The following is a 22,379-nucleotide window of genomic DNA, read 5'->3' as shown; positions in this document are numbered from 1 at the left end:
ATTTTTTGGGTGCTACCCACCCCAGGCTTTCGCCAACAAGTGAACTCCCGAATAGATCTCTTCCTCAGATAATACTGCAAAACCCAATAGAATGGTTTGATAGTCACTTAGACCATAATCTGATACAGGATAAACTTTGATATCATATTTAGCAGCCTGTTCAATAAGCTCTTTTTCCATCATACCGTTATTCGTGCGGACTAGTAGATGCAATCCAGAATCCTGGCCGATAATTTCAATTGAATTTGGGAAATGATTCGAAAGCGCAGTGATTAGTGCATCTCTTTTTTTATTGTAAACAATTCGCATTTTGTTAATATGTTTTTTCCAGCTGCCTTCCTGCATAAATCTTTTTATGATCTCTTGGTCTAGACGAGACACAGACTGAACGAAGTGAAAGTAATGTTCATGGTACTTTTCCATTAACGGTTTGGGAAGGACAATATAAGCCATGCGCAGGGACGGCAGCAACGCTTTAGAAAATGTACCCATATAGATTACTTTTTCATCGGAATCCAGACTTTGTAATGCAGGGATAGGTTTGCCTGAATAACGAAATTCACTGTCATAATCATCCTCGACGATGTATCGTCCCTTTTTTTCCTTAGCCCAACTCAATAACTGCTTACGCCTTGATATCGGCATTATCATTCCACAAGGAAATTGGTGTGACGGCGTAACAAAAGCGATATTAGCGCCACTTTCATTTAAGCTGGTTATGATGATTCCTTCATCATCAAGCGGAATTCCCTTCACATTTTCAGGTCCTTTTTCGAAGGTTATAAGTCTTTTATGGTATCCGGGGTCTTCAACAGCATACAAGCTTCCCTTTAACAGCTTAAACAAAAGTCGTATTAGAGTTGGTGTTCCTGACCCAATGATTATCTGGCTCGGCGATGTCCGGACGCCACGGGATTCGTACAGATAAGAGGCAATTTCTTCACGGAGTTCGTATTCTCCCTGAGGATGCCCAATCGACAGCAGTTGTTTACTCTCATCCCTTAAAACATCATTTGCTATTTTTCGAAAAACAGAAAAAGGAAATGAATGGTAATCAACTCCTGTATGAGTGAAATCGAAGGTGACGTCGCCTTTTAAGATTTTTTCCTGGATATAACCGGTATTTTTTTCAGCACTAGAAAATGTTGGCTCAATTTCACAAACAAAATACCCTTTTCGTGGGATTCCCTCGATATATCCTTCGGCAACAAGCTGGTCGTACGCTGCCTCTATAGTGTTTTGGCTCACCTTTAGATACCGAGAAAGTTTTCGTTTGGAAGGCAGCTTAGTATTTGGCTTAAGCCTCCCTTTATCAATCTCTTGCTTAATATAATTATACAACTGTACATATTGAGGTTCTTTACTATACGAATCAAATTTTAGTGTTAATTCAAACATTCATCTGACCCCCTGACAATGACAAAAACTGACCCTATAAACAAGGCCAGTTCTTTATTATAATACAACTATAGAAACATTTCTATTAATTACAATTAAAAAACTATTAGTAGGGAGGCAATCATCATGAAAACATCCCGATATGTCGGACTTTTGATGATAATTAGTGGAGCAACATTATGGGGTCTCTCCGGACCAATGATCCAGTGGCTTTTTCAAAGCAGCGAATTAACTCTGAATAATTTCCTTGTTGTGCGATTAATTATGGCTGGAATCATCACTTTGGGGCTGTTGTATCTCACTCAAAAAAACATTTTTGGCATTTGGAAGCATCCTCGCTCTTGGTTTCAACTCATGATTTTTGGTGTGTTAGGTATGCTTGGCGCCCAGTACGCTTTTATAGAAACCATCCGTGTAAGTAATGCAGTCACAGCAGTATTATTCCAATTTCTTGGTCCAGTTTTCATTACCATTTATGTAGCATGGCAAACAAGAAAACTGCCAACAATGATGCAATTCCTAGCTGTAATTGCAGCCTTAGTTGGAACCGTTCTCCTAATTACAAATGGCTCAATGGAAACTGTCATATTATCGAAAAGGGCCATTATTCTTGGACTACTAACTACACTTGGTTTTACTTTCTACACACTCCATCCTATCTCATTGATCAAGGAGTGGGGAACCTCGGTCATCATTGGTTGGGGTATGTTAATTGGCGGCATTGTCCTGTTAGTATTCAATCCTGGTTTTAGCGTTGTACAATTGGCGCAAACCTTAACATTTCATACATTTTCGATGATGCTTCTTGTGATTATCAGCGGCACAGTTTCTTTTATTCTCTATATTGGCAGTCTGAATTATTTAAGCGCCACGGAAACAAGTTTATTATCCAGTATCGAACCTCTAGTTGCTGCAATGGTCTCTATCCTATGGTTAAACGTAGGGTTTGGCACTACTCAACTATTAGGCGGATTCTTTATCGTTACAGCTGTTGTCATCTTATCGTTCCCGGATAATCAGCAAAGTAAAAAACAACTGCAGAGTATTTGTATTAATGATAGGAGACAGGTTTAAAAAAATTTGAGGACAACCACTTGTCTTGATAATGGATTAAGGGTTCCTACCTTTAATTACGGGAAGCCTTGCAAATTAATTTCCTGAAGTTCATTGGAAATAAGAAGGACATGCATCTCAGTGAGGCTAAGATGCATGTCCTTTTTTTATTCTATAAATTATTACACAGGTACACTACCACTAAAATTTTATCGGCTTAGGTTCGTTAATTACCTTGCTTTCATTTTTCCTATTAGTCCATGCAAAATCCTTACAAAATCGCTTCACCTTAAATGACAGTGGCTACTGGAAGCCCCCCCTAGTTCATTATATTGCAAGACTCGGTCTCTTCGAATGCCGGGTCCAGAAATAACGACTGGAACAGGCTCCCCTGTATGTTGATGGGGTACAGACGATTACATTGAGGAACCTGCCCCGTTTTGTTTAATAAGGAATTCAACAAAAACTATCATGATTCCTTTGACTCCCAACCCATGCATGAAAATAAATCTCATATGTCTATAATGTTGAGGACACAAACGGTTTAGAGGACGTGGCTCTTTATGGTGGCTAAGACCCTGTAACAAAAACTGTTTGAGTGGATTTGGTGATCAACCCTTTGTTGGCTCATTCCCTATGGGAAGGATGACCACGTACAGAAAAATGCCTATTTTCAAATCCACTCGCTGTTTGTGATCTAACACGCGGAGGATTGGTATTATGGATGTATTTATTGAACGTTGTGCTGGTCTTGACGTTCATTCGGAGACAATCGTTGCCTGTGTTCTGACGGGCAAACAGGACGAAGATTTGATTAGGGTAACTGAAACCTTTCCAACCTTGACGAAAGATCTCTTCCGTCTCTTAAAATGGCTGGAAGACCATGGGGTTACCCATATTGCGATGGAAAGCACGGGAGTATATTGGAAGCCTGTGTTTAATATCCTTGAAGACTTTTTTGATATTACTCTTGCGAATGCCCAAAGGATCAAGAACGTCCCTGGAAGAAAAACAGATGTTTCCGATGCCGAGTGGATTGCCAAATTATTGCGACACGGACTCATCGAAAAGAGTTTCGTGCCTCCGTCCGATATCCGGGAGCTACGGGACCTTACACGTCTTCGAAAAAAGTGGATAGGTCATTTAACTTCCGAGAAGAACCGGATTCAGAAGGTTCTGGAGTGCTCAAATGTAAAGCTGAGTTCGGTTATATCCGATGTCTTTGGGGTTTCAGGGAGAAAGCTGCTTGAGAGACTGGTGGAACAGGGATATGTAGATGCCGTTGATGTCGAAAGCCGGATACACGGAAAGATGTCATCTAAAAAACAATTAATTACTGACTCGCTCTTCGGCACGATCAATGACCACCAAAGATTTCTAATCAAACAGTCTTGGCTTCATATTCAACAGCTGGAGGGACATATTGTAGAGGTGGAAAAAAGAATTGACCATCTTCTAGAGGAATATAAAGAAGAACTTCATTTACTTCTGACCATTCCTGGAATAAAGAAAGATACTGCAGCCATCATTATTGCCGAGATTGGAGTGGATATGAACCAATTCCCAACCTCTCAACACTTAGCTTCGTGGGCAGGTGTATCTCCTGGCAATCATGAAAGTGCAGGAAAACGAAAGAGTACTCGGACAACAAAAGGAAATCCGCACATTAAATCAGCCATGTGTGAAGCAGCCTGGGCCGTTTCAAGAAGTCGAAATAGGTGGTTAGCCACGAAATACTGGTCTACTGCCGCTAGGAGAGGAAAGAAAAAAGCACTCGTTGCGACATCGCATCGAATGCTTCGAATCATCTACTCCATGCTTATAAACAAGGAGCCATTTAAAGAAAGACAAGTTATTTAGTATAACCAAAACCAAATAGATGTATACACGGTTACCCTCCGACAGGTAGCCCCGCTTTCTTATTGGCTTTTTTAGGTTACTTTAAGGATTGCCGAATAGGATCACTATTATTCCAAGCAGCCAGAATTATTTATTTTCACAGAAAAAGGCCGTTAATCCTTCCTAGATCAACGCACCCGTTAATTGAGTAATCTCATTCAACTACTTATTAAAAATCTCGGCTCCACTCATCATCCTCTAATATTTCACCATTTTCGGCGACATAACCCACAATAACAGTCCCTTGTTGCACTTTATCTTCACTGTTTAGAAATGATATGAACTCATTAAGGAGTTTTTCATCTTCGCCACTCTTTTTTCGGGGAATAGTAATACGAATAGTAGGTGCAACGTTAAAATCTTTGTAACTCTCTTGATTAGCATAATTAATACCCAATTCTTTGCCTATTTTGTCATCATAATAGACTTGAAAATCAGTTAATTCTCCGAAATTTTCTTTAATATAAGGGCGTATTTCTTTTTCTAAATCATCTTCCCATTTATCAGCGATGTAAGTGTCCACCATTTGTTCCGTTGCTTCATCAAAATAAACTAAAAATTGCGTATTGCTTCTCTTATCTCTAGCCTTTGCAGCATATTCAAAATTAAAGTTCCCCATATTGTCATACAAAGTATCATAAATCTCGAAGTTATCATTGAATTTATCTTCTAAATATTCCTCTGCTTTGATTTTCACCTTTTCTTCTTCTTCTTTATCTGGCTTCATACCCTGAACAAAAGAAAATACAAGTATAGCAATTCCTAATATCATCACTCCGACAACAATAAGTATGACTTTTAAAAATTTGTTCACAAAACCCCCTCTTTCCTTTAAGTTTTCCATAAAAACGCTAAATTTTTAATGCACTAACCTGTCCTTTAGCGCAATAACATAAGGTGCAGTTTTTATGTTTTGGTCTTGTTACTGAACCTGTTTATCCAACCATCTTCCGTATACAGTTCTCCAGCTAAACCATCAATAATATCCTTAATACTAACTGGATTGTAACCCTCATTTAGGGTTACATCTATAGATTCATCTTGTTCTAATGTCGTTAGCAAATGATGTAGTGTAGTATCTACGATTTTAGGTACAAGATCGTTAATTAACTCCCTCTGACCGCTCAAAGTTATAAGGTTGTGTAACCTTTGACTTTCTTCACTCTTCATTTTTCCTTGAATTGTCATATCACATTGCTCTATTGCTTCATCTCGAACATTCTTCATTAAAATTTCTCCAAATAAATCTAAGAACTTAGCGTCCATTTTTAAAACATCTCCTAACCAAATCGCTTATTGAACTATACTGCATCTTTAGCACAATAACACTTCAAAAAGGTACATTAATCCCTCCAAAATCAAACCTTTTTGGGACTATAAGTTCCAATATTCAGCATCAGGATTTAGTGCCAATCCTAGTTTACCTTCCTTATCCCATTTTAGGTCTAGATAACCATCTTCATCTAAAAAAAAGACATTTTTCTTGTAGAATTCATTAATTGTCTTTAAAAACTTTATTGGTGACCGGTGCATTATTATTAATTTTGGATCATCGTGTAAAAATAAAGAAATATATCCTTTATCAAACTTATCTTCTACATAACAAATAAAGTCACTTGAGTAGTTAGCCAAAAAAGGTACTATGTGAAACGGTAAAATCATATCGTACCCCATTGATTTCGTTGTAAAAATGCCAGCCTTCATGTAACAAGGTCTTACTTATTTGTCCGCCAAGCAAATCATTTACTACTAACGCCGTTACACCGCATTGGCCTTTAGCAGGATTGTCTTTAGTCCATTTGGAACTTGTTTTTTTTTGACCAAGATTTTAAGAATGCTTCTTGCAATTTCATAATTGCTGCTTCCTTCATTTAAAGAAACTCCCTTATTTAAATTCGAACCTTTCCTAATTCAAACGAACCCGTATCTTTAACTTTATTAGCTGTCTCACATTCTTTAAAATTTTTAAGTCATAACCTGCCGTTTTTGCTACATAACGAATTCAATAAAAAGGTGCTTTAATCCTTCTTGGATCAAAACACCCTTAATTTTATAACAGATCAAAATTCAGGCAAAAAACTTTAATTTTGCTCATCTTGTTGGCATAATTCTTCAGCAATTTGTTTAATTCGATCCTTTGATATGCCATTTCTTTGTTCTAAAGCTAATGGATGTTCAGTCGGCTCTAATTCTATATAAGGAGCAACACCTGCTGGTCTGGTATGAACCATCGTTTTTAAGTTAATTGTTTCAGGGTAACAAGGAAGGGAAGTTGATAACCAACCAAACATCGGCTCAAGCTCTTCTTCTCTTCCCTCAGCATCCCAGTATTCAATAGTTTTATTGAAATTTGCTTCGCTTAGTGAAACCCACACATCCCAAATAAAAGAGTCCTTCCCTTCCATTACCGGAAGTTCGATACATCCACGAATAAAGTAATATTCATCGTCTATGATACACAAATCATCATACATTTCTATCCTATCTTCCTGCTCCTTTGATGGTATATCGTAAACATAGTCAGGAAAGGGACCACCATAACTCATTGGCAGCTCTTCGTGATACTTACCGCAACCATTACAATGGTACCTTTCATTATAGTTACTCATTGACTGCCCCCTCTATAAGAACAAATAAGTCTAATTCTATATATGTCTGCCCAATCACTAAACTGCACCATTATTTTAATTGAACAAAACAGCGGATAACCGATTCCTTTAAATACACTTTTTCTTTGGGGAATTCACCCACATAGACAACTTGATGAATCTCCATTTCTTTAACCTTCATTAATTGATTGAGTAAATTTTATTAACTCTTTCAAGATGTCTTTCAAATGAGAAGTCGTCCTAATAATTCCGAATTTCCATTCAACTATAATCTGGTTCTGGAATTGCATATCATAAGCCCTTGAGCATTTTAATTTTTTATAAGAGAGAAATTAAACTAGCCTCCCACAATAAAACACCTCAATTATCATACCAGCCAAGTAAGCTATTGTTTTTACATTTGACTGATTTTTTCACCAACTATATATTAACATATTTATCCATTCAACTCGGAATAATCTTAATAGTACATATTGCTTTTACGCTCCTAATATAATCGAAGGAATGAAGTCAATAAAAAACTCGTCAAAAATTGACGAGTTAATTTCCTATTAATAGTTACTTTACTAGTCGTATGTTCTTTAGTTTAGGCACTATTTAAAGCACTTCAAAACTATGACTTTATATTTCGTTTAAAAATTCTAGGAGCTTACTCACCTACTAAACCGTCCTTATCAGCGTCGTGCATATAGGGGTATAACCAGTGATCACTAGTTATTGGCATACTGAAGCCTGCTGCTTTTGCTTCTTTAATCGTCACCTGGCCATTACCGTTTGTATCAACCCTGGAAATATCACCGTTTGTGTTCGAACTGGTTGAATCAGAAGGCTCACTGCCTGTTAAACCAAGTGAGGCGTTTACTTTATCAGGGTTAACATTGTCGAAGGAATCAACGATCTTGTTACCCATTAAAGTATAGGTATACTGGTAACTTGAAGGAATCTGCGTTTCCGTGTTCGGATAGGTGATAATTGCTTCAAATTTAGTGGCCCCACCTGCGCTACGGATTACGTCTTCCATATAAGCTTGATCACCATGTCGGTTGAGCGTAATATCTTGGGGGGCAATATTATAAGCATTCGATACCCCACCGAGAGAATCAGCAATGATATGTCCTTCATCTAAAACATCACTTTCTACACCTGGAACCTTTGCCTCATCAGGATAATATCTGCCAGAAGATAATACAGGTTCGTTGCGGTCATCTTGTAGAATGATTTCGTCAGCAATGACACGTACTAGCTGCCCGTATTCATTAGTAAATGCCCAATATTCACGGTCCCCATAACCAATGTCGACGACAACGTTAGGTTCACGATAGCCAGACAAATCACCGCCATCAACTTGAATAAGTTTGTATCCTGAGAACAGTTCAATATTTGGTTGGGTGGGTGTTTCCTCTACTACTGGTTGATCAGCCACCGTAGTGTTAGTTTCTGCTTTTTCATTATCTTTATTTTTATTAATCGCGGTTACTTTTTGTGGATCTGTTTCTTGATCTATAATCGATGTATCTTCTAAGCTGGTACAACCTGCCATAAAGATGATCGTTAAAAGCAAGAATAAATAGTTCATTTTCTTTTTCATTTTAGAACTCTCCTATAATAATATCCCATTGTTCATTCTATAAATCTCGGTTAACGTTATTAACCTATTGATAATAGTATATTCCAAGATTGACTTTATTTCAGTAGATACTTTGTTCGAAGTGTGAACTAATAAATTAAGTAAATATAAAAGAAGACCCATCTCATTATTTGAGAAGGGCTAATTCAAAATAACAAAGTAATCGACCCTATTTTGTATACCTGTTTGCATAACTGGAGGCCACAAATGAATCTGGCTTGATTTGTGCTTCGAGCCCGACTGATTCGATACGCTTAATCATTTCATCCACATATATTCTGGTCTTGTTTTTTGCCCCAAGTCCCAAATCCAAATGCCCTACCATTTTGAAACTTGCACCTTTTTCGAGAAATGGAATCAACAGGTCGATTATTTGTTTTTGTTTTTGAGGAGTGAACATGCAGGCAACTTCTTGCGTGAAGTTTGTTTCCAACGAAATTTTCTCCTGTAAGGCTTCAATTTTTCTTGCTATATCAATGGAACGGTAGCAAGCCCATACACCTTTGCCTTCCCTTTGTATTACAACTCCTGTGATGAAACGAGTGTACGAACCATGTACTTGAGAATCCGTGCCAATGATCAATCTGTGGTTTGCACTTGGCTGAACTTTAATGAACGACAGGATATGCTGGAATACCTCTTCGAAATCCATATTCCGTTTTGACAAATTCTGAAAACTTTTTTGAAGTTTCATTTCATTCACCTGCAATTCGGAGAATAGTGTACTCATTTATATGCTAGGTTATAGGTGGATATCAGCATTTCTCCTTCTTCCTTGCCGGATTAAATGGTGAAAAGGTTCATTCGTGTAAATAACTTTTCGCTTTCAAAAATTATAAATAGGTCATATATAAAAAAAGCTTCCGGCTGCAACCGGAAATTCAATATAAAGCAAGCTGCTTGACGAACACCGGCCACTAGTGAGAATAAGAAATGATCTGCTCAAACATTGTGGAATGCAGTCCGTGTCATTTTCCATTTGTTTCCAGAAGCTAGAATGCGTAATTTACGCCACATCTTAAAATGGAATTCGGACGATAATATTTACTTTTGGCTTTAAAAATGTTTATAATATAACTATATAGTCCATATATTAAAAAAGAGCTTCCGGGGGCAACCGGAAACTCGGGTGTAAGCAAGCTGCTTGAAGTGCAGCGGCCATAGGTTGAATAAGAAATGATCTACTCAAACATCTGGTGGTGCAGGGTAGGTCATTTCTTTTTGTTTGCAGAAATACCTAATGCGACTACGGCAATAACTAAAGTTGCAAAACTGATCATCATGTTCATTGCTTCATACGTAACCATCAGCGGCACCCCCTTTCCTAAGAAAGTGAGGATTGACCGCTGCCCACCCCGCATTTGCTGTACAAAGATAATTATACCACAGGAATGTATGTTCGCATATTATTTAGAGGGATTTATTAAGGTATTAATAGGATAAATACCTTCTTGGATTTGCTCCTTGATTTGGACGTGAAAGTTGTCCTGCTTCTGATAATTCCCTCATTCTCATTCCTGATTTTGTCCGAAGTGAGGTTGTCAGAAAATGCTCTTGAAAAAATCACTGAAATCCTGAATGTTTGATAAGAAAAAACCAAAGGATTCCGTTTTTTAGCGGTTTCCTTTGGTCTTTTATATTCACTAGCAGATAAATATTAAGTTTTTGGGGCTTACAAGACATAACATGTAGCATATGAATCATCCATTCAAAAAACGAACTTCCTCGTAAGTGGCCAGCTTCCCTGCATTTTTCTCAGCATCACGATTTGTCCAATATGATGGGCAGTATGACGCGTAACTCCTGAAATCATTTCTGCTGCGGTAATCTGTTTGAATGTATTTTGCATCCCTTCTTCTGTCATGCTTTCGATTAGTAATTGGAGTTCCTCGTTTGTTTTATAAACCTTTTTTAGAAGGCTATCCCAATCTTCTTGACTCCATTCATTTCCTTTGAGAAATGTCTCATCATTCTCTGAAGCTTCCTGAAATTGCTCAATGCTGTTTGTCAGCCGTCTCAAAAGGCGTTCTTGAAAATATAGAAGATGACTGACGATTTCCACTATGCAATTTACTTTTCCTTCACTGGGCTTCCATACCGCCTCAGAATAAGTAACTCTGTCCAGTGCGTCCGTTAAAGGCGGATACCAATCCTCCCGATTATGGGTATTCAAAAAATCATGGAGTACTAATTGGTTTAAATTCATCGCAATTCCTCCCTGCTTTTTTATAATGTGGCTGCATTAAATCCAGTTCGTACTTGATTGTTGTTTGATCTCATTAACTTTTTTATGAAATTGTATAATCCATTATTCGAAAAAAAATCAAAATGTATCCAGCTGACCTTACTCTGCGAAACAGACCCAACACATGTGGATGATGCAATATAAGTTAGAGGTGTTTCTTTACATATTTTAACTAAAGTGCAATAGTCTATAAAATCAGTCTAATTCCTCACCTTAAACAAAATCTCAAAAGAAAAGGACGATAATCATTCAAGATTTCGTCCACTGTGTTTTGGCTATATCAAACCTGGATGACAGAATTTTTCACTCTCTGACATTAGAATGCCTGGAACTAATTTACCGCCCCATTTTTTGCAAAGCTTGCTGCAAGGTATTAAAGGTATTTATGCCTTTAAAATCAATACCAAGGTGGACAGATGTCATCGCCACTTCAGGCTTGATGCCAGAAAGAAACGTATTGATGCCAAGAAGGGACAATACCTGAATGATCGAATAAATTTGATGTGCAACCATGGTATCTACAACCGGGACTCCGGAAAGATCAATGCACAGCTTATCCACTTTCTCCTCTATACATTTGGCCGGCACAGTTTCCATTATCCTTTTTGCACGATCCGTATCAATATCCCCTATCAGCGGAAGAACAGCAATTGTATCTCCTAACGGGATAACCGGCGCACCTAGTTCAGAAATTAATTCATGCTGTGCTTTCATACGGTCCCTGGTGATTTGATAGTACACTTTTGAAAATTCCTGGATCATAAAATCAAAAGCAGAATGAATGGAATAATTCCAAGTTAGTAGATGCTGCTTGGTAATGGAATTTCCCTGCGCCCCGACATACCTTTCCAGAAAATCCATGATAACTGTTCTGAATTGATGGACAGCTTCAAGCACTTCATAAATTGGTGTACCCATATCTGCCCGGCTCTTAGCTACAATGGCTGCCCATTGCTCCAGGTTCTCATGATATTCTTTCTTATCATCCAATAACGAGCTAGCAATGGTTTTGGTCGTTAAAGCATTCTGCTCCCTCAAAAGTTTTTCGGTTTTTTGATCAGCATCGGCAGAATAAATAGAGTTAGGTCTCTTCTTTCTCATCTTTAACCATTGATCAGCTAGGGCTGATTTATTCTCAATCATTGCTAGATATAATTTTTCATTCAAATTTTCTATCATAGCTAACTCCTTTCGGTCATAGATGAATTCCCATTAAGAATTTATCAGCATTCCTATTATTGACATGCCATAAACTGTTTACCTTACTATGTTAAATGTACCTATATTAGCCTGGAAATTGAAAACAGTCGTATACACTGTTTCCATTTTGAACATAGATACCAAATTTAAGAAAATCCAACCAGCTTGATTTTACTTGAAAAAATATCAGGTGTCTAATTTGTCAGGCAATGAACCGAATAATTTTTCCATTCTCATTTTCTAGACATTTAGTGACAAATCAGAATCTCCTATATTTCTTGTTAGCTACTATAATTCTCTAAAATCAAAATTGCCAAACATGTTTCGCAGCTGGTACGGAACAACAAGCTGTCGCGGACTAGATGAATCAACTTTTAGCATTCTTTTTACTGATTACGAACATTCTATTTGTACCAATTAATTGGCAAGGTGAGAATAAACAGAAAAGGTGCTCATTGTGCTTTAAAAATGAAAAAAAGACACTGTTTTTTTGACAGTGCCATATCCCTCAAACAATCTATTAAAATTGATTCATTCATTTAAATAAATAATATCCTCGTCTGTCATGAAATATCCATGTGATTTCATTAATCTCTTTTTAAACGTATCTGATACCCGATTAGCATCATAAGCACAAACAGCTATTACCTTTACATCTTGCATCAAATGATTTACCTGGTTTTCAAACTCTTCTAGATCCTCAAAAATATCTTCTTGGTTACCCCACTCTATATGAGCCCAGGTTCGGATAGAAAGATTATCTTCCAGGTATGAACCTACTATATCGGAAAAATAGAAAGATAAAATAGTCGGAGGATGAAAATTACCGTTTCGCCAATAAAAGTCATAGTTATTGATAAAATGCAGCCTGGATAATTGCTCCCTGGTTAAAAGCTTATTAAGATGCCCTTCTATCAATGGATAAATTCGGTCATTTTCTACCAACAAGACATGTTCTTCCTGCTCGATACCGGAAATAATATATGTAACAGCATTTCTCACGTAACAATCCAACTCATGGGAATAATAGAATATATGTCCCTCTTGGGTTTCATTTACATCTAGTGTAAGTTGTTGAATTTTCTTCTCCAAATCTGCCTATCTCCTTTTAGGAACATCATGGGATATATAATGTTATGGAACTAACGGGTAAGTTCTTATTCTATAATGATTGTAGCATAAAAGTTCAAAGTCACCTCGTTAAACCCACCTGACAGCAACCACATTCTTTGCTGAAGAAATCATCACAACCTCAGTATGTAAACTGAAGTGAACCACAACTAACATTCCCATGTGCAATCTTCGGCAGTTCCATGTCTCGGAATTCCAAAATTACATTGAATCGATAAGGTGCTTTAATTCTTTGTGAAACAAAACTATCCAATAAGCTTAAGTAATTAACCTGCTATTTTTTATCATAAGCTTTCATGATTTCAATGAACAACTTAATCGCTATCGGCAAGGCATCTTCATCTATATCAAACTTTGGGTGATGATGTGGGTAGGCGCTTTTTTCCCCTCCCATGCCGACGAAAATGAATGCTCCCGGTTTGTGCAGCAAATAGTGCGAGAAGTCCTCGGCTCCCATACCCGGCTGGACTAACTGGAATTGGTCCTGGCCAAAAGACGATTTGATTACTTGTTCGACAAATCCGCTTTGTTTTACGTCATTTACTAATGGAGGGGTTCCCAAAATGAAATCAACTTTTCCTTTTGCACCAAATGCCGAACATATTCCTTCAGTTAGTTTTTCAATTTGGGAACGCATCGTCTGGACCGCATCGAGGGTTAACCCTCGTACTGTTCCATGAAGCGATGCCGAACCTGGAATTATATTATAGGTAGAACCTGCTTCTATTTTACCGATGGTAATGACACCCGGTGTAATCGGATTCAGCATTCTGCTTACAATGCCGTGAAGTGCCTGCATGACATGGGAAGCGACATAAATCGGGTCTACCGTTTCGTGCGGTGATGCACCATGCCCTCCATAGCCTTCAATCGTTATTTCAAAATCATCGCAAGAAGCCATTTGCGGTCCATGTGCAAGGCCCAGCAATCCGGTTTTCATACCCTGCCATAAATGGAGTCCAAAAATCGCATCCACTCCCTCAAGAACCCCCTGATTGACTAGAAACTCCGCTCCACTTGGCGTAATTTCCTCTGATGATTGGAAAATAAGGAGGATATTATGGTCTACTTCCTCCCTGTTATTAACAATCCATTCCGCCACTGCCAGCAGCACAGCCGTATGGCCATCATGGCCGCATGTATGGGCGACGCCGGGATTTTTCGAAAGATACGGTTTGTCTCCCTCCTCCTGCATCGGCAAAGCGTCAATATCCGCCCTCAGCGCTAGCGTCTTTTCCCCAACCATTCCTTTCACATAACCTACGACACTCGGGGACTGGAAATCCAATACTTCAATTCCAAGAGACTCAAGTCTCTCCCTTATATATTTACTTGTTTCATATTCCCGGCCAGACAGCTCTGGATGCTGATGGAGATAACGACGGTCCTCCACAGCCTGTTTAATTATTTGATCCTGTATATCTTTCATACCAAAAGCCCCCCTATTCATCTATTTATATCTATTTATAAATATTCAAAACAATAATGTGATTATACAACTTTACTATGTAAAAATGAATAGCCATTGTTTTTTGAGCAGGTGCATTAATTGCTTTTTACAAATGTCACCTGCATCAACCGGGATATTATTAACCCTCAGTCTAAACCATTATGAATGTAAGGAATACTTACTGTCTTCACAACAGTTGCCTATAAGTTTTGAAATTATGTGAAAGTCCACTAATCATGCATTGGTCATTCATCAGGTTTAATCCCATCCTATTTTTCACTTTAAGTAACAGCTATAAAAACCATCCCATTGCCCTATTTGGGCATTCCTACTAAATATCTAAACTAGTAATATATTCATATTCATGCATAAATTTTAATTTTGAAATATTTAAATTTTAAGGTATACTTAAAAAAATATTTTCAGCCAAAAAAGGAGGTGAGCCAATTGGAATGTAGTTTCCATCCATTAGGAGATAATGCCATTATTGTTGAACTGGGTAAGGACATAAATATAGAAACTCAGCATAAGGTTCAGTTTGTCGTGTCCCTTTTGGATAAATATGCAAAAGATTGGATGATTGAATACATTCCCGCTTTTACTACTGTTACATTATTTTACGATCCTCTGAAGGTAATGAGGGATTCTAATAAAGATGAACTTCCTTACTATTATGTTCGTTCATGGCTCCAGTCCTCATTAACTCGTATTGCCATTGCAACTGATACCACACAAAGGGTTGTTGAAATTCCAGTTTGTTATGGTGGTGAATTAGGACCTGATATAGAGTTTGTTGCACGGCATAATAATTTAGCTGCGGAAGAGGTCATCCACCTCCATTCTAATGGAGAATATATTGTATATATGATTGGTTTTGCGCCGGGATTCCCGTATATAGGCGGCATGTCTGAAAAGATTGCCACACCGAGGAAAGAAACACCTCGGTTAAAAATCCCTCCAAGATCAGTAGGAATTGCCGGAAAACAAACAGGCGTATATCCAATTGAAACACCGGGCGGCTGGCAGTTAATCGGACGGACCCCTCTCGAGCTGTTCCGCCCTGAGGAGGACCCTCCAACTCTCCTTCGCCCCGGAGATCGTATCCGCTTTAAACCGATCAGCTATGAAGAATACCTGGAGCTCGGAGGAGATAAGTAATGTTAAGAGTCATAAAACCGGGTCTTCTCACCAGTGTCCAAGATTTAGGAAGATTCGGGTACCAAAAATATGGTGTCATTGCCAGCGGTGTGATGGATCAGCTCGCGCATCGGCTATCGAATATTCTCGTCGGCAATGAGGATAATGAGGCAACTCTTGAAATTACCTTGTTGGGACCTGTTATTCAGCTTGAGAAAGACGCTCTGATCGCGATTTGCGGGGGTAATTTGTCGCCAGCCATTGATGGGATTCCCATAAAGATGTGGCGGCCGATTTACATAAAAAAGGGCGGTCAATTAAGCTTTGGACAAGCAGTAGCTGGTACCAGGTCCTACCTGGCAGTTGCAGGAGGATTTGACATCCAAGAAGTAATGGAGAGTAAGTCCACCTATTTAAGGGCTAATATTGGGGGATTCCATGGACGGGCACTTAAACCAGGTGATTCAATTCCATTCAACCCCCATGGAGAGTTTTCACAGCTTAAACTGGATTTCCTTTCCGGACAAGCTGGATCTGAGCCTTTTATTGAGATGGATTGGTCAGTTTCATCGGACTTGATTCCATTGCACAGGCGTGACCCATCTATTCGCGTCATTCGAGGCAGGCAGTTTGATTTATTTTCAGAGGAAAGCAAGACTAAATTATTTGAAGAAGAATTTTTGGTTACCCCTCAATCAGACAGGATGGGTTATCGCCTAAAAGGTCCTTTTTTAGGCCTGGAAAAACCGGAGGAAATGATTTCAGAAGCGGTAAGCTTTGGAACTATTCAAGTTCCTTCTGAAGGAATTCCAATCATCCTGCTGGCAGACAGGCAAACGACCGGAGGCTACCCAAAAATCGGACAGATTGCCACTGTTGACTTGCCTCTTATCGTCCAGGCAAAACCAGGGGACCATATCCGCTTTAAGGAAATAAGCCATGAGGATGCCCAGGCTCTCTACCTCGAAAGAGAGGAAAATATAAATAAGCTTAAACAGGGGATCTTATTAAAATTTAGATAGGAGGAATTGGTTATGTCAAAAGTTGATATTAACTGTGACATGGGGGAAAGTTTCGGAGCCTACACCCTTGGAAGGGATGCCGAAATTCTCGATTACGTGACCTCCGCCAATATCGCTTGCGGATTTCACGCCGGTGATCCAGCCACAATGAGGAAAACGGTAAAATTGGCGCTTGAGAAGAATGTTGGCATTGGCGTCCATCCCGGTCTTCAAGATTTAGTTGGCTTTGGAAGAAGAGAAATCAACTTATCTCCTCAGGAAGCGTATGACCTTGTTGTCTACCAAATTGGCGCGCTATCTGGCTTTGTCAAAGCAGAAGGCGGAAAAATCCAGCATGTTAAACCGCATGGAGCTCTATTTAACATGGCAGCAAAAAATGCCGGGCTGGCAGAAGCTATTGCAGAAGCTGTATATAAAGTGGATGCAGAGATGATCTTTTTCGGTCTGGCCGGAAGCGAGCTAGTGAAGGCTGGAGAAAAACTGGGTCTCCGAACGGCAAGTGAAGTTTTTTCAGACCGTACTTACCAGGAAGATGGCTCCTTAACCTCGAGACTGCAAACTGACGCACTGATTAAAGACCATGGTGAGGCCGTAAACCAGGTGATCCGGATGGTCAAGGAAGGCAAAGTCACTTCCCTGCAGGGAACCGATGTCTCGATAAAGGCAGATACTGTCTGCATTCATGGAGATGGTGAAAGTGCACTTGATTTTGCGAAGCATATTACGGCAGCCCTGCAGGAAGCTGGCATCACTGTTGCCAAAATTGGCAGCTCTATTTAACAGAATAATGTTAATTAAACAAACCATTTAGGGGGTAATTATGGAGAAAAAATCAACCGCCAGTTTGCTGCTTGGTGCAGCATTCCTGATGGCAACGTCGGCAATTGGTCCCGGGTTCCTGACTCAGACAACCGTATTTACACAATCACTAATGGCAAGCTTTGGATTTGTTATTTTAATTTCAATAATCATCGATATTGGTGCCCAGATGAACATCTGGAGGATTATTGCCGTATCCGAGAAGCGTGCCCAGGATATTGCCAATGACGTCCTGCCTGGATTGGGGCATTTTCTTGCAATCCTGATTGTGGCCGGTGGACTTGCCTTCAATATTGGCAACATCGCCGGAGCTGGTCTTGGAGTAAACGTCTTGTTCGGCCTGTCAGCCGAGACAGGTGCTCTATTGAGCGGGATTGTGGCGATTGGGATCTTCCTCGTCCGCGAGGCAGGCAAGGCAATGGACAGATTTGCTCAAATTATGGGCTTTGTCATGATTGCTTTAACTATTTTTGTAATGTTCACAGCCAATCCGCCTGTTGGGGAAGCTGTTGTAAAAACGTTCGCACCTGATAAAATCGACCTTCTTGCAATCGTGACACTGGTAGGCGGAACGGTTGGAGGCTATATTACCTTTGCTGGAGGACACCGTTTACTGGATGCGGGTGTCAAAGGCCGGGAGTCCCTTCCAGATGTAACCAGAAGCGCTGTCAGTGCTATCGGGATTGCATCAATTATGAGGATTTTCCTGTTCCTGGCTGCTCTTGGAATCGTAGCCCAGGGTCTTGCAATCGATCCGGCAAATCCGCCTGCTTCCGTCTTCAAGCTTGCTGCAGGCAATGTTGGATATAAAATCTTCGGCGTTGTCATGTGGGCTGCTGCGGTTACCTCCGTGGTTGGTGCTGCGTATACCTCGGTTTCGTTTATCCAGACACTTAGCAAGACAGTGAATAAATATCATAATGGTACGATTGTTGCCTTCATAGCCATTTCTACTCTAGTATTTGTTTTAATTGGAAAGCCGGTAAAAATTCTTGTCCTTGTTGGTTCCGTTAATGGCCTGATTCTTCCAATTGCATTAGGTGTGATGCTGATTGCCGCTTACAAGACCAAAATTGTCGGTGACTATAAGCATCCAATCTGGATGACAATCTTCGGAGTCATCATTGTTGTTGCCATGGCACTTATGGGCGGATACACATTGATCAATGGCATACCTCAGCTATTTAAATAATTAAGAATTGGAGGTTCAGATTCATGAGTACCAAAGAAGCAATAGCACCAGCTGAAGTACGAGGAATCATCCGCCAGAACCAGTGGCTCAAGCCTACATCCGGTCTGGCACATGGTTATATTCAGGCGAATCTCGCAGTTCTCCCGAAGGACCTTGCATTTGAGTTCCTCCTGTTCTGTCAGCGGAACCCGAAGCCCTGTCCAATCATCGATGTCACCATGCCAGGTTCACCAGTGCCTGCCTTAGCTGCACCCTCTGCAGACCTTAGAACTGATATACCTAAATACAGAGTTTATCGGAACGGTATTTTTACTGAAGAGTTAACAGATGTGACAGAGCTATGGGATGATTCCATGGTAGGTTTTCTGATCGGCTGCAGTTTCACTTTCGAAGAAGCTTTATTGAAAAATGACATACCAATCCGTCATATTGAGGAAGGCTGCAATGTACCAATGTATAAAACGACGATCCCGACAGTAAAGGCCGGGAGATTTGAAGGGCCGACCGTCGTCAGCATGCGCCCGATGACAGAGAAGGATGCCATCCGCGCAGTCCAGGTTACTAGCCGATTCCCTTCCGTACACGGAGCTCCGGTTCATATTGGGAATCCTGAAGCAATTGGAATACCCGATCTTAACAATCCTGATTTTGGGGACAAAGTGACCATTAGAGAAGGCGAAGTGCCCGTTTTCTGGGCCTGTGGAGTAACACCGCAGGCAGTCGCCATGCATGTGAAGCCTGATATTATGATCACTCATGCGCCGGGACATATGTTTATTACAGATTTAAAGAATGAACAATTCAGCATACTATAATTATTAAATTAAAAGGGATCGAGTGAGGAGCCAATTGAGTTCTTCACTCGATTTTTTTATTCGCTCGATCTTTTTATTCACCTGATATTTTAATATGAACTTCCTATCCCTATTTATACATTAATCTATTGCTATATCCTTTAAATCAATGCATCTTGATTTCTGTTTTCCAGATAACCTTATGTTTAGCCTTAATTAAACACTATTCCTGCTTATTTACAACTCCCTCCCCAATATATAAGGGCCAGTAAGGGGCGCTGGATAATACACAAAAAAAGCAAAGGGAACATCCCCTTGCTTCTAATCATCTTTCTTTCCTTTATCTTTCTTCTTGTCTTCCTTCTCCTTTTTCTTCTCCGCTTTTTCTCTTTTCTTCTCATCTCCCTTGTTTTTCTTTTCCAGTTCTTTCTCTCTCTTCTCCTCTTCTTTCTCTCTCCTCTTCTCTTCTTCTTCCCTTTTCTTTTCAGCCTGTTCCTCTTTTTTCTTCTGTTCATTTATCTGTTTTTGAATGGACGATAAATCAAACTGCTTTTTGGAAAGCTGATTGATGGACTTTGAAAAAATTTCTTTGAAAATTACCGTAACTGTTGAACTGCTTGATTCTGTCAAAAAGTGGCTTTCATCCGTCTTGTCGTACCCCATCCAGACAGCACCAACAATTTCTGGAGAGTATCCGACAAACCAATGATCCTTGGTTCCTCCGTTGTCTGCAAATGGGACTTCAGTTGTTCCCGTTTTACCAGCAATGTCCCAGCCCTCTACACCAGCGGTTTTGCCTGTCCCCTCCTCGATGACACCTTTAAGCATATAAGTTATTTTGTCAGCTACCTTCTCATCGGTGACCTTGGTTGCGTTATTATGCCATTTTCCAACCACATTTCCTTCAGCATCTTCTATCCTTTTGATTGAATGAGCCTCTGTCATTTTTCCCTTATTAGGAAAAGCGGTAAAGGCCTGGGCCATCAATAACGGCGATACACCTTCATCCATTCCGCCAAGTGCCAAACCAAGCTTATAATCCTCTTCCCCTAATTTTATGCCGAAACGCTCGACCGCATTGACTCCATACTTAATCCCCATTTTATTAAGCAGCCATACAGGCGGTACATTATAGGAATTTACCAGCGCATCGTACATCGTCACCTCTCCGCGGAACTGCTTATCAAAATTCATTGGTTGATAGCCTTCTATATTAATAGGAGAATCCTGGAGCATATCAAACATCTCGTACCCTTGTTCAAGGGCAGGAGTATACACGGCTAATGGCTTCATTGCAGAACCAGGCTGACGCTTCAGCTGGGTTGCATGATTGAATCCTCTAAAAGTGTATTCCCCCCTGCCGCCAACCAGCGCAGATATCCCGCCTGTTTTCGGATTGATAAAAATAGCCCCGCTCTGAATTAGCTGATCCGGCTGGCTTTCCGGAAACAAACTTTTATCACTGTATGTTTCTTCGACTGCCGTTTGGATTTCAGGATTCAATTCGGTATAAATTCGCAGGCCACCAGAAAGAATTTCATTTTCTGAAAGACCATATTTCTTAGTTGCTTCATTGATAATATGGTCAACATAATAAGGGTATTTTCCTTTGTAATCATCAATCTTCTTCCCCTGCAGAACAATTTGCTGTTCTTTTGCCTGTTCCAGCTCCTGTTGACTGATATAGCCTTCATTTTTCATTAATGTTAGCACAATATCTCTGCGCTCAATGGATTTATCCATATCTTTAAAAGGAGATAAAAGCGACGGAGCCTTTATTAATCCCGCTATGATCGCTGATTCACTTAATGTCAATTCACTTGCATCCTTGCCGAAATACGTTTGAGCCGCCCGCTGTATTCCCCAGGCACCCTCGCCAAAATAAATCTGGTTTAAGTAGCGTTCCATAATTTCGTCTTTGGAGTATTTCTGTTCGATTTTTTTGGTGAAAATCAGTTCTTTAAACTTTCTGGTATAAGTGCGTTCCTGTGTCAAAAAAGCATTTTTCGCCAGCTGCTGTGTAAGCGTACTGCCGCCAGAGACTATTTCACCTTGCAATGTATTCTGTACGAGGGCTTTAGCTATTGCAAAATAGTTGATTCCATCATGCTTATAGAACCTTTGGTCCTCAGTGGAAATAACCGCTTGAATGAGGTGTTCCGGTATTTGTTCTATTGTTACTCCCTCGATGTTAGAGCCAGCTACTTTGCTTGCGATAGCATCATTCTGATCAAAAATGATCGTAGGCCGGGGAGCAGGTTCCTCAAGCTTGCTCACATCACTGGTCCAAATCATTATGTTTAAAAATAGAAGACCAATTATTAAAACAGCCAGACTAATACCTAAAATCCTCAACCTCATGCTTTTGCTTTTTAAAAAGCCAAGAACCTTCATTGTTGACTTTCTTTGCTGCCTTCTTTCCATTCTTCCCACCGTTGTCTGCCACCTATCTTCCCTAATCCATGAACATGGATATTTCTCTATACAAAAGTACTAAATTATTATACTGAATATCACTCCTTTAACCAATTATTAAGCTAATCACTGAACCTTCCTGCTATTAGAAGGAACAGGTAGGTATTTTTGGCATTCTACATCTCCGCCCAAAAGACTTTAAAAATGGTCAAAAAAAATGATTCCTTTTTCGATCACTGCGTTCCTCGGATGATAACCCGTCGTTTTACCATTTACCAACCTTTTCACTTTATGATGAAACTTTTTTATGGATAAAGCTAGGTTTAGGATAAAAAACAAGAAGTATCCGCGGTGTACATAAATACTCAAAAGAGAAAAAATAAATTAT

General features: G+C 39.6%; 20 protein-coding genes and 1 pseudogene. 7 read left to right on the top strand and 14 right to left on the bottom strand.

Annotated features, from left to right (window positions below; translation table 11 throughout):
* Positions 1-12 precede the first annotated feature (12 nt).
* Positions 13-1,398, bottom strand: coding sequence for a MocR-like pyridoxine biosynthesis transcription factor PdxR (pdxR, locus tag B5X77_RS15095; protein ID WP_079508794.1), 1,386 nt, complete (start codon positions 1,396-1,398; stop codon positions 13-15).
* Between the two features lie 126 nt (positions 1,399-1,524).
* Here pdxR and B5X77_RS15090 point away from each other — a divergent pair, with 126 nt between their 5' ends.
* Together B5X77_RS15090 and B5X77_RS15085 are read left to right on the top strand one after the other, a co-directional pair.
* The gene (locus tag B5X77_RS15090) at positions 1,525-2,472 is read left to right on the top strand and encodes a DMT family transporter (protein ID WP_079508793.1); all 948 of its coding nucleotides are present in this window, start codon (positions 1,525-1,527) and stop codon (positions 2,470-2,472) included.
* A gap of 699 nt (positions 2,473-3,171) precedes the next feature.
* Entirely contained in the window at positions 3,172-4,311 is a 1,140-nt protein-coding gene (locus B5X77_RS15085) for an IS110 family RNA-guided transposase (RefSeq protein ID WP_079508792.1), read from the top strand.
* A 208-nt stretch (positions 4,312-4,519) separates the two neighbouring features.
* Here the strand turns inward: B5X77_RS15085 and B5X77_RS15080 are convergent, their stop codons facing one another.
* From B5X77_RS15080 to B5X77_RS15030, 12 genes and pseudogenes are all read right to left on the bottom strand, one after another.
* Positions 4,520-5,164: a hypothetical protein gene (locus B5X77_RS15080; protein ID WP_079508791.1), complete on the bottom strand. Its 645-nt coding sequence runs from the start codon at positions 5,162-5,164 to the stop codon at positions 4,520-4,522.
* A 92-nt stretch (positions 5,165-5,256) separates the two neighbouring features.
* Complete coding sequence (locus B5X77_RS15075; RefSeq protein WP_079508790.1) at positions 5,257-5,616, bottom strand: epimerase; 360 nt, start codon at positions 5,614-5,616, stop codon at positions 5,257-5,259.
* A gap of 108 nt (positions 5,617-5,724) precedes the next feature.
* Positions 5,725-6,012 carry a hypothetical protein gene (locus B5X77_RS15070; RefSeq protein WP_079508789.1) on the bottom strand — a complete coding sequence of 96 codons (288 nt, stop codon included), beginning with the start codon at positions 6,010-6,012 and terminating at the stop codon, positions 5,725-5,727.
* Positions 5,996-6,221: pseudogene (locus B5X77_RS23765) on the bottom strand (YunG family protein); the annotation flags it as partial. The gene B5X77_RS15070 and the pseudogene B5X77_RS23765, both read right to left, overlap by 17 nt.
* A 210-nt stretch (positions 6,222-6,431) precedes the next feature.
* The gene (locus B5X77_RS15060) at positions 6,432-6,959 is read right to left on the bottom strand and encodes a DUF2199 domain-containing protein (protein ID WP_079508788.1); all 528 of its coding nucleotides are present in this window, start codon (positions 6,957-6,959) and stop codon (positions 6,432-6,434) included.
* Positions 6,960-7,608: 649 nt separating this feature from the next.
* Positions 7,609-8,547 carry a DNA/RNA non-specific endonuclease gene (locus B5X77_RS15055; protein WP_079508787.1) on the bottom strand — a complete coding sequence of 313 codons (939 nt, stop codon included), beginning with the start codon at positions 8,545-8,547 and terminating at the stop codon, positions 7,609-7,611.
* 208 nt (positions 8,548-8,755) lie between these two features.
* Positions 8,756-9,280 carry a ribonuclease H-like YkuK family protein gene (locus B5X77_RS15050; RefSeq protein WP_079510252.1) on the bottom strand — a complete coding sequence of 175 codons (525 nt, stop codon included), beginning with the start codon at positions 9,278-9,280 and terminating at the stop codon, positions 8,756-8,758.
* A 517-nt stretch (positions 9,281-9,797) separates the two neighbouring features.
* A complete protein-coding gene (locus B5X77_RS23760) occupies positions 9,798-9,893 on the bottom strand; it encodes a putative holin-like toxin (RefSeq protein ID WP_251541532.1) in 96 nt (31 codons plus the stop codon).
* Between the two features lie 401 nt (positions 9,894-10,294).
* Positions 10,295-10,792 carry a DinB family protein gene (locus B5X77_RS15045; protein ID WP_079508786.1) on the bottom strand — a complete coding sequence of 166 codons (498 nt, stop codon included), beginning with the start codon at positions 10,790-10,792 and terminating at the stop codon, positions 10,295-10,297.
* A gap of 375 nt (positions 10,793-11,167) precedes the next feature.
* Entirely contained in the window at positions 11,168-12,010 is an 843-nt protein-coding gene (locus B5X77_RS15040; RefSeq protein WP_079508785.1) for an STAS domain-containing protein, read from the bottom strand.
* A gap of 552 nt (positions 12,011-12,562) precedes the next feature.
* Positions 12,563-13,123, bottom strand: a complete 561-nt coding sequence (locus B5X77_RS15035) for an MEDS domain-containing protein (RefSeq protein WP_079508784.1) — start codon at positions 13,121-13,123, stop codon at positions 12,563-12,565.
* Between the two features lie 313 nt (positions 13,124-13,436).
* Positions 13,437-14,591: a M20 metallopeptidase family protein gene (locus tag B5X77_RS15030; protein WP_079508783.1), complete on the bottom strand. Its 1,155-nt coding sequence runs from the start codon at positions 14,589-14,591 to the stop codon at positions 13,437-13,439.
* Between the two features lie 468 nt (positions 14,592-15,059).
* Between B5X77_RS15030 and pxpB the strand changes: the two genes are divergently transcribed.
* The 5 genes from pxpB to B5X77_RS15005 are packed head-to-tail and all read left to right on the top strand — an operon-like array spanning position 15,060 to position 19,597.
* Positions 15,060-15,770, top strand: coding sequence for a 5-oxoprolinase subunit PxpB (gene pxpB / locus B5X77_RS15025; RefSeq protein WP_079508782.1), 711 nt, complete (start codon positions 15,060-15,062; stop codon positions 15,768-15,770).
* Positions 15,770-16,771, top strand: coding sequence for a 5-oxoprolinase subunit C family protein (locus tag B5X77_RS15020; RefSeq protein WP_079508781.1), 1,002 nt, complete (start codon positions 15,770-15,772; stop codon positions 16,769-16,771). The genes pxpB and B5X77_RS15020 overlap by 1 nt, the downstream gene beginning before the upstream one ends.
* 12 nt (positions 16,772-16,783) lie before the next feature.
* Positions 16,784-17,551: a LamB/YcsF family protein gene (locus B5X77_RS15015; protein ID WP_079508780.1), complete on the top strand. Its 768-nt coding sequence runs from the start codon at positions 16,784-16,786 to the stop codon at positions 17,549-17,551.
* Positions 17,552-17,591: 40 nt separating this feature from the next.
* Entirely contained in the window at positions 17,592-18,782 is a 1,191-nt protein-coding gene (locus B5X77_RS15010; RefSeq protein ID WP_079508779.1) for an NRAMP family divalent metal transporter, read from the top strand.
* 23 nt (positions 18,783-18,805) lie between these two features.
* Positions 18,806-19,597, top strand: coding sequence for a putative hydro-lyase (locus tag B5X77_RS15005; protein WP_079508778.1), 792 nt, complete (start codon positions 18,806-18,808; stop codon positions 19,595-19,597).
* 300 nt (positions 19,598-19,897) lie between these two features.
* Here B5X77_RS15005 and B5X77_RS15000 read toward each other — a convergent pair whose 3' ends face one another.
* Positions 19,898-22,000, bottom strand: coding sequence for a transglycosylase domain-containing protein (locus B5X77_RS15000; protein WP_079510251.1), 2,103 nt, complete (start codon positions 21,998-22,000; stop codon positions 19,898-19,900).
* Between the last annotated feature and the right edge of the window lie 379 nt (positions 22,001-22,379).

Origin of the sequence: Mesobacillus jeotgali (assembly GCF_900166585.1) — a bacterium.
In the GTDB taxonomy this organism is placed as follows: domain Bacteria; phylum Bacillota; class Bacilli; order Bacillales; family Cytobacillaceae; genus Mesobacillus; species Mesobacillus jeotgali_A.
This window is presented reverse-complemented; position numbering and strand designations above follow the sequence as displayed.